General features: G+C 68.0%; 4 protein-coding genes. All 4 read left to right on the top strand.

Features of this window, described 5'->3' with window-relative positions; translation table 11 throughout:
• Positions 1-4,300 (top strand): aminotransferase class III-fold pyridoxal phosphate-dependent enzyme (locus AAF184_22430; GenBank protein ID MEO0425109.1); only part of this gene is annotated, 4,300 nt, incomplete at its 5' end.
• A 43-nt stretch (positions 4,301-4,343) separates the two neighbouring features.
• Positions 4,344-4,550, top strand: coding sequence for an MbtH family protein (locus AAF184_22425; protein MEO0425108.1), 207 nt, complete (start codon positions 4,344-4,346; stop codon positions 4,548-4,550).
• A 43-nt stretch (positions 4,551-4,593) separates the two neighbouring features.
• A complete protein-coding gene (locus AAF184_22420; protein MEO0425107.1) occupies positions 4,594-6,300 on the top strand; it encodes a cyclic peptide export ABC transporter in 1,707 nt (568 codons plus the stop codon).
• The coding region (locus AAF184_22415; GenBank protein MEO0425106.1) for a beta-ketoacyl synthase N-terminal-like domain-containing protein at positions 6,297-10,393 on the top strand (4,097 nt) is incomplete at its 3' end. The genes AAF184_22420 and AAF184_22415, both read left to right, overlap by 4 nt.

Raw genomic sequence — 10,393 nt, 5'->3', positions numbered from 1 at the left:
GCTCGAGATCGCGACGCCGGCGGCGGTGCTGAGCAGCAACAGTTTTCTCGAGGAGTTGATCTCGCGCGCACCGTCGACCTCGACCGGTGCGCCGCCAGAGATCCTGTCATTGGATGACCCCGCACCTGATGCAACCGATAACGCGACGACGTTGCCGCCGGTGGAGCAGGGTGGCGGGCTCTCGCGACCCGCCTATGTGCTGTTCACCTCCGGCTCCACCGGCACGCCGAAGGGCGTGGTGCTGCCGATGGACACGCTCGCGCGCCTCGTCCGCTGGCAGAACGCGCGCTCGGGCGCCGAGGCTTGCGCGGTGACGCTCGCCCTGGCGCCGGTCGGCTTCGACGTCGCCTTCCAGGAGCTGCTCTCGACGCTCGTCGCCGGTGCTCGTCTGGTCATCGCTGAGCGGTCGACGCGTCGCGATCCAAGCGCGATTCTCGAGCTCATCGAGGCGGAGGGTGTCACGCGCCTGTTCGCACCCTGCATCATGCTCGATGCCATCGCGCAGGCGGCGGATGTGAGTGAGGGGGCCGACGACGTGTCGCTGCGCGAAGTGATCACGGCGGGCGAGGCGTTACGCGTGTCACCGGCGATGCGACGGTGGTTCACGCGTCTGCCCGGCGTCGTGCTCGACAATCAGTACGGTCCTACGGAAGCGCACGTGGTGTGCGCGCACCGGCTCGAGGGCGACCCGCAGGCATGGGAGGCTCTGCCGCCCATCGGTTACCCGTTGCCAGGGACTCGCCTGGAGGTGCTGGACCGCGTCGGTCGGCGTCTGCCCGCGGGTGTCGTGGGCGAGCTGCACATCGGAGGGGCTGGTCTTGCGCACGGCTACCTTGCGAGTCCGCGCCGCACCGCCGAGGCCTTCCTGCCCGATGCCGAGGCGGGCGACGGCGGCAGAGCCTACCGCACCGGTGATCTCGTGCGGCGACGAGGGGATGGCAGCCTCGAGTTTGTCGGCCGACGCGATGCGCAGGTAAAGCTGCGTGGGTTTCGCGTCGAGCTCGGCGAGATCGAGGCGACGATCATGCGACACGACAGCGTGCGCAACGCCGCCGTTTGCCTGCAGGAGGGCACGGAGCGGGCTTCGGCCCGTTTGATCGCGTACGTCGTCCCCGCCATCGAAAGCGCACAAGCGGACCTACGAACTTGGTTGGCAGACGAGTTGCCCGGCTACATGCGTCCGGACGTGTTCGTCGAGCTGAGCGAGCTGCCGCTGAGTGCAAACGGCAAGCTGGACCGTCGGGCGCTCCCCGAGCCACCGGACGCCGCCACTCCGCGCGATGGCGTCGAACCGCGCACGGAGATGGAACGGCTCATCGCCGATGAGATGGGACGCGTGCTCGGCCACGACGCCGTGGGCGCGCACGATGATTTCTTCGAACTCGGCGGTCATTCCCTGGCGGCGATCCGCGTCGCCACCCAGCTACGCAGTGTGTTGGGTTGCGACATCCCCGTGGTGCAACTGTTCGAGCAGGCGACACCGGCGAAGCTCGCCGCGTGGCTGGAGGCTCGAGCAGGTGACGGCGATTCGGCGGAGGTGACCCCGCCGGCGCGCCGGGAGCTGCCCGTGGAGCGGCCGCTCTCGCCGGCGCAGGAGCGGTTGTTCACACTCAATCCGCAGGTGCCGCCGACGCATCGCTTCTACCACACGGTCACGGCGCGTCGCCTGCGCGGACCTCTGGTGGTGGAGGCGCTGGTGTCAGCGCTGGAGGCGGTGAACCGGCGTCACGAACCGCTGCGAACGGCGTTCGAGGTGGAGCAGCTGTCGCCCTTACGCGTGAACAAGCGTGTTCAGCCGCCCGCGCCGGTGGCCTTGTCTCAGGTGGACCTCAGCGATCAGCCCACGCTGGCGCGGGAGTACGCAGTGCGCGAGCGGGCCGAGGAAGACTTCGCTGCTCCCTTCGACCTGGCGTCGGGCCAGCTCATGCGCGCGACGCTCCTGCGCCTGGAGCCGGCGCACCACGTACTCATCCTGGTCTGCCACCAGCTCGCTTTCGATGCATGGTCGCGTGAGGTCATGTTGCGCGATATCGAGCAGTACTACCTGACGGCGTTAACAAGCGCGGGCGCGGATGGCGCGCCGACTGCCGAGGAGGCGGATCACACCACCCTGCGGTACGACGACCTCGTGGCGTTCGACGCGGCACGTCTCGCCAGCGCTGACGCGCAGGAACGCTTGGCAGCGGCGCACCAGCGGCTCGCGGGTCCGTGCGAACCGTTGGCGTTCGAAACCGATCACCCGCGACCGGCGGTCAAGTCCTTCGAAGGCATCGTCCTGCCCGTGCGCGTGCCCCTGGGGCTGACGGCCAAGGTGCGCGAGCTGGCCCGGGGCTCCGGGGTCACGCTGTACATGGCGTTGCTCTCGCTCTACGCCGTCTGGCTGCACGCGTATTCAGGGCAGCAGCAGTTGCGTATCGGATCGTCCAGCGCCGGGCGCCGTCATCCGGCGGCGGAGCAACTCGTAGGGCCGTTCAACGACTTCCTGGTACTGCCGATTGACCTTGATGGCAATCCGAGCTTCCGTGAGCTGATGCTTCGCGCGCGCCGCGTAGCGCTCGCCGCGCACGCGGATGGCGAGGTGCCTTTCACACAACTCGTGAAGGCGCTCGGGTTGCCGGAGGACGCTTCGCGCACACCCGTGTTCCAGGCGATGTTCACCTACAAGCGTTTCCTCGACCGACCCGAGGGGCGCCTGGGCGACCTGGCTGTGGAAGGCCTGCACGTCGACTGGCTCACCGCACGCACGGATCTGACGCTGTCGCTGCTGGACGATGGGGAGGAGATCGTCGGCTTCCTCGAGGCGAGTGCGGAGTTGTTCGATCGCGAGCGCATGCTGCTTCGCTTGCAACACGCCCAGGTGTTGCTGGAGGCCGCCGTGCGCGACCCGGACGCACCGCTCGCCTCGCTGCCGCTGTCTCCGGCGGACGCCTTGCGCTACGACTCCCTATCGTCGCTCTCGCCGCAGGAGCAGCGTTATCTGGATGCGTTGAAGCAGCGTCATCAGTCGCGAACGAAGGCGTCTCGAACGCTGGCCAGCACCTGTCACGACCGATGGGCGGACGAGCGCTTCGTCGCAGGCTATCGGCAGTCCTTGCGCGACGTGGCCTATCCGGTGTTCGCGGAGCGTGCCGAGGGCGCTCGCCTGTACGATGTGGACGGTAACGCTTACATCGATCTCACCATGAGTTTCGGTGCGACGCTGTTCGGCCACGCGCCAAGGTTCCTGCGCGACGCGCTGACGAAGGAGGTTGCCAACGGTTTCGCGTTGAGCGCACCGTCGCCGCGCGCCGCTGAGGCCGCAGATCGGCTGCACCGGTTCATCCCGGCGGATCGCGTGGCGTTCCTGGGCACGCGGACGGAGGCGGTGATCGTGGCCGTACGCGCCTGCCGTGCCGCGACCGGCCGCAGCAAAGTGGTGGTCTTCCGCGGCGCCTATCATGGCAATACCGATGAGATGCAATTCGCGCCGAACCCCTTCGACCCTGGGGAGCCACCGCCTGGGGTGCCCGAGGCGCTCTCAGGTGATCTGCTGGTGCTCGACTATCTCGAACCCACCGCCTTGGAGACGATCGCGCTGAACGCGGGTGAGATCGCGGCCGTGCTCGTCGAGCCCGTGCAGAGCCAGCTCGCGGCACGCTTGGGCGATGACCCCGCGACCTTTCTCACGCTGCTGCGGGAGCTGACGTCGCGCCTGGACGTGCCGCTGGTGTTTGACGAGACCGTCTTCGGCCTGCGCGCCCATCCTGGCGGTTGCCAAGGCCTCTTCGGCATAGAAGCGGACCTGGCGGTCTACGGAAAGCCCCTGGCCAACGGCTTGCCCGTGGGCGCCGTCGCTGGACGTCGCGAACTGCTGGATCGCATCGACGGCGGCCCGTGGATGGGCACGCAAGGCGGTGAGGTGGCCGGCGATCGCATCGCCGCGGGCAGCACCTTCGGCGGTCATCCGCTGACGATGGCGGCGGCGTGTGCCGTGCTGGGCGAACTGGAACGGGTCGGTCCGGGTTTCCAGCGTCAGCTGAGCGAGCGCACGGCCGACCTGTGCGGGCGCATCAACGGCTGGCTGCGCGCCGAGGGCGCGCCGCTCGAGATGACTCACTTCGCCTCGCGCTTCGGGTTCGTGCCCCTCGGCGGCAGCGACCTCGGGCCGCTCCTGCGATTGCATCTGTTGGAGCGAGGCATCTACCTGCGCGGCGACTGCGGCTCCCTGTCCCCGGCGCACACCGACGAGGATCTCGCGATCATCGAGCGTGCCGTGCAGGACACGGTGCGCAGCCTCGCCGCGGCCGGTTTCCGGCTCTGACACGACTTCTGATCAATTACCACCTGAGATAGGCAAGCGAACAATGGACGAAGAAGACAACACCCCGGTGAAGGCCGTCATCAACCACGAGGAGCAGTACTCGATCTGGCCTCTCGATCGGGACAATCCCCCCGGCTGGCGCGATGCCGGCAAAGAGGGATCGCGCGAAGAGGTGCTGGCCTGGATAGAAGAGGTCTGGACCGACATGCGGCCCCGCTCGCTGCGGGAGCAGATGGACGCGCAGTCGTAGGCGTGCAGCGCGTTCCCCAGCACCCCGCTGTCCAGGTGATCCCATGAACGTGGTGCGCACTTTGCTGACGCATTCGCCACGTGCTTTCGTTGGCGCGGGCCTGCTCGGTCTGGCGTCGGGTGTCGGCTCGGCCGGGATGCTGGCGCTGGTGAATGTCGCGATCGCGAACCCCGCCGAAGCCACCGCCGGCGCCGGCCTGCGTTTCCTGCTCGTCGTGCTCATCGTGATGGCGACGACGGCGGCGTCGCAGATGGTGATCGTACGTCTGGCCCAGGGTGTGGTGCTGGACCTGCAGCGACGGCTGGTCGGCGCGATGCTGAAGGCCTCCTTGCCCGCGCTGGAGCGCATCGGCACGCCGCGCCTGCTCGCCGCTCTGACCGCCGATGTGGATGCCGTGTCGCGAGCCGCGCCGTGGGTGGCAGGGCTGTGGGTGAATGCGCTAGTGCTGGCGGGCTGCCTCGCCTATCTCGCGTGGCTGTCGCCTGCGGTGTTGGGGGCCCTCATGGGCATCCTCGTGCTCGGTGGCATTACCTATCGGATACTGTTGGCTCGAGGGCTGCGCTGGATCCGTAAGTCGCACGAGTCGCGCGATGCCCTGTACCGTCATTTCCGCGCGTTGCTCGACGGCATCAAGGAGCTGAAGCTCCACGCTCCCTGGCGCACTCGGTTCTTCCACGAGCTGTTTGTCGCGGATGCCGAACGGTTTCGTGAGGCACGCGTGCAGGGAACGTCCATCTTCGCCATCACGGGCGCCTTCGGCGTCACGCTATTCTTCCTGGCGATCGGCGCGCTGGTCTTCGTCCTGCCCGCGGTCGCCGCGGTGAGCGACGCGCTGCTGATCAAATACGCCGTGACGATCCTGTTCATGATCACGCCGTTGCGCGGACTGTTGAATGCCGTGCCTGAGGTGGAGCAGGCGAACGTGGCGCTGGGGCGCCTGGATGCCCTAGGCCTCGATCTGCGAGGCCTGGCGTACAGTCGAGACGGGACCCTGCCCGAGGCGCCGGACGGACCACGGTTTCAGCGTCTCCAGTTGGAGCAAGTGACCTTCCAGTTTCCGGCTCGCGGCGATGAACCACCGTTCCAGCTGGGTCCCGTGGACTTCGAGCTGCGGGCGGGCGAAGTGGTGTTCATCGTCGGTGGTAACGGCAGCGGCAAGTCGACGCTGGCGAAGGTGTTGACCGGACTCTATCCCATCACGGGCGGTCGAGTGCTGCGTGACGGGTGCGTGATCAGTGCCGGGCGCGGCGAGGCGAGCGGCCTCGTCAGCGATGACGGCGCGATGCATGCGGAGTCGATAGACGACTACCGGGCGCTGTTCTCGGGCGTCTTCGCTGACGGTTTCGTGTTCGACGAGCTACTGGGGCCCTCGGTGGAAGAGGGCACCGCTGCAGGCGAGGTGCAGCGCTTGCTGGACCAGCTGGAACTCACCCATAAGGTCGAGGTGACCGGGCGGAGCTTCTCCACCACGGCCCTGTCCAGCGGCCAGCGTAAGCGCCTCGGGCTGCTGGCCACGTGCCTCGAAGATCGACCGATCTACCTCTTCGACGAGTGGGCGGCAGAGCAGGATCCCCGCTTCAAGGAGGTGTTTTACCGCACCTTGTTGGCCGAGCTGGCGCGGGCGGGTAAGACGATCGTCGCCATCACCCACGACGACAGGTACTTTGCCTGCGCGGATCGCATCGTGCGGATGGAGGACGGGCGGATCCTACCGGAAGACTCGCCCGCGCTAGCGAGGCGGGCAACATGACGATGGACTTCGTGCAGGTGCTGCGTGAGCGAGCGCAGCACCGTCCGGAGCGTGTCGCGTTCCGTTTCCTGTCGGATGGGGAGACCGAGGCCCATGTGATGACGTTGGGCGCGCTGGAGCAGCGGGTCCTCACGCTCGCCGAACGACTGGTGAACGAGGCGCGCGCGCGCAGCCTGCGGGTGCTGATTTTGGTACCGCCCGGCGAGCTGTTCGTCGTGGCGTTCTTCGCTTGCCTCTGCGCGGGTGCCGTGGCGGTGCCGGTGGCGCCTCCGCGGCGCGCGCGGGACGATGGAAAGCTGCGGGCGATCTGCGAGCGGGCCGATGCTGCCGTCGTCCTATCCACCAAGGACCTGCGTCATCGGGTCCTGGCTGCGAATGAACGGCCTAGTGAGCCATGGGATCGCTTGCGTTGGCTCGATGTCGAAGCGAACGACACCGGCACGGCAAGCGCCGGCTTCAGACCTGCCGCGCCGTCGGCGTCTGATCTTGCCTTTCTTCAGTTCACGTCGGGTTCGACCGGCAGCCCGAAGGGCGTGCAGGTCTCCCACGCGAATCTGCTGGCAAATGCGCGGGCATTGGCAGAGCGCTTTGGCGACACGGAGGAGACGATCTCAGTCTCCTGGCTGCCCCCCTATCACGACATGGGACTGATCGGCGGCATCCTGCAGCCGATCTATTTGGGGGCACAAACGGTCGTCATGTCGCCCAACGCCTTCGTGCAGCGACCCTTGCGCTGGCTGGAGGCGATCTCGACTTATCGCGCGACCACCAGCGGAGGGCCCGACTTCGCCTACGGGCTGTGTGCCGACGCAGCCGCTGCCGCTTCGGTGGAGGAACTCGATCTGCGCTCCTGGACCCTGGCCTTCACGGGCGCGGAGCCCGTACGGGCGTCCACTCTGGAGCGTTTTGCACGGGCGTTGGCGCCCGCGGGCTTTGATCCCAAGGCCTTCTACCCGTGCTACGGCATGGCCGAAGCGACCCTGTTCGTGAGTGGGGGGACGCGCGGCGCAGGCTCACGCGTGCTGAGCGTGGACGCGGGAGAGTTGCAGCAGGGGCGCGTCATCACTGCTGAGGAGGGCGGCCGCCAGATCGTCTCGTGCGGCGCGCCCACCGTGGATGATCTGCTGATCGTGGACACGTCAGACGACGCGGTGCTTGGTGAAGGTCGCGTAGGCGAGGTGTGGGTTCGCGGTCCACAGGTGGCCGGCGGGTACTACGGCGATGCGCAGGCGACGGCGGCGGCTTTCGCGGCCACCACCAGCGGTGCGGACGGTTGCTATCTGCGCACCGGAGACCTCGGATTCCTGGAAGGTGGGCAGCTGTTCCTGACCGGGCGTTGCAAGGACCTGATCATCCTGCGCGGCCGCAATCTCTACCCCGCCGACGTGGAGGAGAGCATCGCCGGTGCCGACGAGGCGCTCCAGGGCGGTGCCGTGGCGGCCATCTCGGTGGCGGGCGATGTCCTTGCTGCCGTTGCCGGCAACACGGCGCGTATCGACTCAGACGGGGACCTCGAGCAACTCGTGATCGTCGCTGAAGTGACGCGTACTGCGCGTCGCCGCGTCGATGGTGAACGTATCGGTAAGGCGATTCGGCGGGCGGTGGTCGAGTCGCATGCGGTTGATGTCCAGGCGGTGTTGTTGCTCCGTCCCGGCGGGTTGCCGAGAACCTCCAGCGGCAAGGTGATGCGCCTGGCCACGCGTGACCAGGTGGTAGCAGGGAGTCTGCCGGTGGTGGCCCAGTGGAGTGCGCCGCGACGACAAGACGCCGAGGACACCGCAGCTGTCGCGGTGGATGGAGAATCCACCCACCGCGCGCTGCGCCAACGTCTGATCGCCGAGGTCGCGCAGGCCGCCGGTGTGGCACCGCAGGCGATCGCGGCCGACGAACCCTGGGCGGCCTATGGGCTGGATTCCATCGAGGGGGTGCGCCTCATCGGCCGCCTCGGCGAGTGGTTGGGCAGAGACTTTTCCCCAACGCTGCTCTACGACTACCCGACGATCGATGCCCTCGCCGTCCACCTGAGCTCGGCGAAGCAGGGAAGGTCGGCAAGTGAGGCGCCACGATCAGCGGCAAGCACGGCTGCCGTCGCGGTGGTCGGGGTGGCGGCACGCTTCCCCGGTGGAGAGGACGCCTGGTCGTGGTTCGACGCGCTGCAGGCGGGGATCGATGCCATCGTCCCGGTGCCAGGCACGCGTCCCGGCGCCGAGCGCTGGCGCGAGGCCGCGGAGCGAACGCCGGCCCTGGCTGAAGCGGGTTTCCTACTCAACGTCGACGCTGCCGAGACCGCGCTGTTCGGCTTGTCGCCGCGCGAGGCGCGCTGCACGGACCCGCAGCAGCGACTGCTGCTGGAGACGGCGTGGCGCGCCCTCGAAGATGCCGCCATCGCCCCCGAGACCCTCGCCGGCACGGATACGGGCGTTTTCATCGGCATCAGTTCTCCGGATTACGCCCGCTTGCTGGCGGCTGAGGGCGGCGATGCTGAGGGGCGCTTGCCCGTCCATGCCGGCACGGGAAACGCCCTGAGTGTAGCCGCCAACCGCTTGTCCTATCGCTTCGATCTGCGCGGCCCGAGCGTGGCCGTCGATACGGCCTGCTCGTCTTCGCTGGTCGCCGTTCATCAGGCCTGCACCAGTTTGGCGCGAGGGGAATGTTCCACCGCGCTCGTCGGCGGCGTCAATTTGCTCCTAGCACCTGACCTCTCGGAAGTGTTCGCCGACGCCGGCATGCTGTCCCCCGGTGCTCGCTGTCGCACCTTCGATGCCGCCGCCGATGGCTATGTCAGGGGCGAGGGCTGTGGCGTGGTGGTACTCAAAGCGCTTTCGCAGGCGTTGGCGGACGGCGATCGGGTGATGGCGGTGATTCGCGGCAGTGCCGTCAACCAAGACGGCCGGTCGAATGGCCTGACGGCGCCTAACGGCAATGCGCAGGAGGCCGTAATTCGCGCAGCGCTCACCAGCGCTGGGCTCGAACCGCAGGACCTCGACTACGTCGAAGCGCACGGCACGGCGACCGCCCTCGGTGATCCGATCGAGGCGCAGGCGCTGGCGCGCGTGTTTGCTTCGGGAGACGGCGCGCCGCCGCTTCGCGTCGGATCGGTCAAGAGCAACGTTGGGCACCTGGAAGCCGCGGCTGGAATCGCCGGGCTCATCAAGGTCGTACTGAGTCTGGCCGTCGAGCGCTTGCCCGGGCAGTGCCACTTTGACACCCCGAATCCGCACGCGCCCTTGACGCAGCCCGGTCACGCTGCTGTCGGGACGCTTGAAGTGCAGGTGGACACGGCGGGTTGGCCGCGCGGTGAGCGTCGGCGCGCGGCGGGCGTCAGCTCCTTCGGGTTTGGGGGTACCAACGCCCACGTGGTGCTGGAGGAAGCGCCGTTACCCGCGGCAGCGCAGGCAGCAACGTATCCCGGGAGCGCGTCATCACCGGATGCGGGTGCTGGCGAAGCGCCAGCGGTCGGTTTGTGGTTGTCCGAGCGTGATCCTGAGGGACTGGCGAGGCTTGCTGCCGCCGCTGCGGAGGCATTAATCCAGGGGAAGACGACGCTTGCCGAACTTGCCCGTCAGGCCAACCATGGCCGCTCACGCTTCGATGAGCGAGTGGCGATCGTTGCCACGGAGGACACCGCTGCCGCGACGGCGCTACGAGCGTTCGCCAACGGTGAGGTCGGACAATCGGTGTTCGTACCACCGCAGCCATCGGCAGGGCCGAGCTTCCACCTGAGCCAACCACGCATCGCCTTCGCCTTCCCGGGCCAGGGCACCCAGCGGGCGCGTATGGGGATGGCACTCTACGCGCACGACGCTGACTTCCGCCGGCAGATCGATGCGTGCGAGCAGATCCTCAAGGACTGTGCCGGCTTTTCGCTGCTCGACGTACTCGGCACCGCAGGTGACGCCGCCGCCACGCGACTGGCGGATACGCGCTATACGCAGCCCTCGCTTTTCGCCGTGGAGATGAGCCTCGCGCGGACATTGATCGCGCGCGGCGCCCAGCCGGCGTTGCTGATCGGTCACAGCGTAGGGGAGTACGCGGCCGCGTGCCTTGCCGGCGTGTTCACTTGGGAAGACGCCCTACGCCTGGTCGCGCGCCG

The sequence above is a fragment of the Pseudomonadota bacterium genome, from assembly GCA_039815145.1.
GTDB lineage: Bacteria > Pseudomonadota > Gammaproteobacteria > Steroidobacterales > JBCBZW01 > JBCBZW01.
This window is presented reverse-complemented; position numbering and strand designations above follow the sequence as displayed.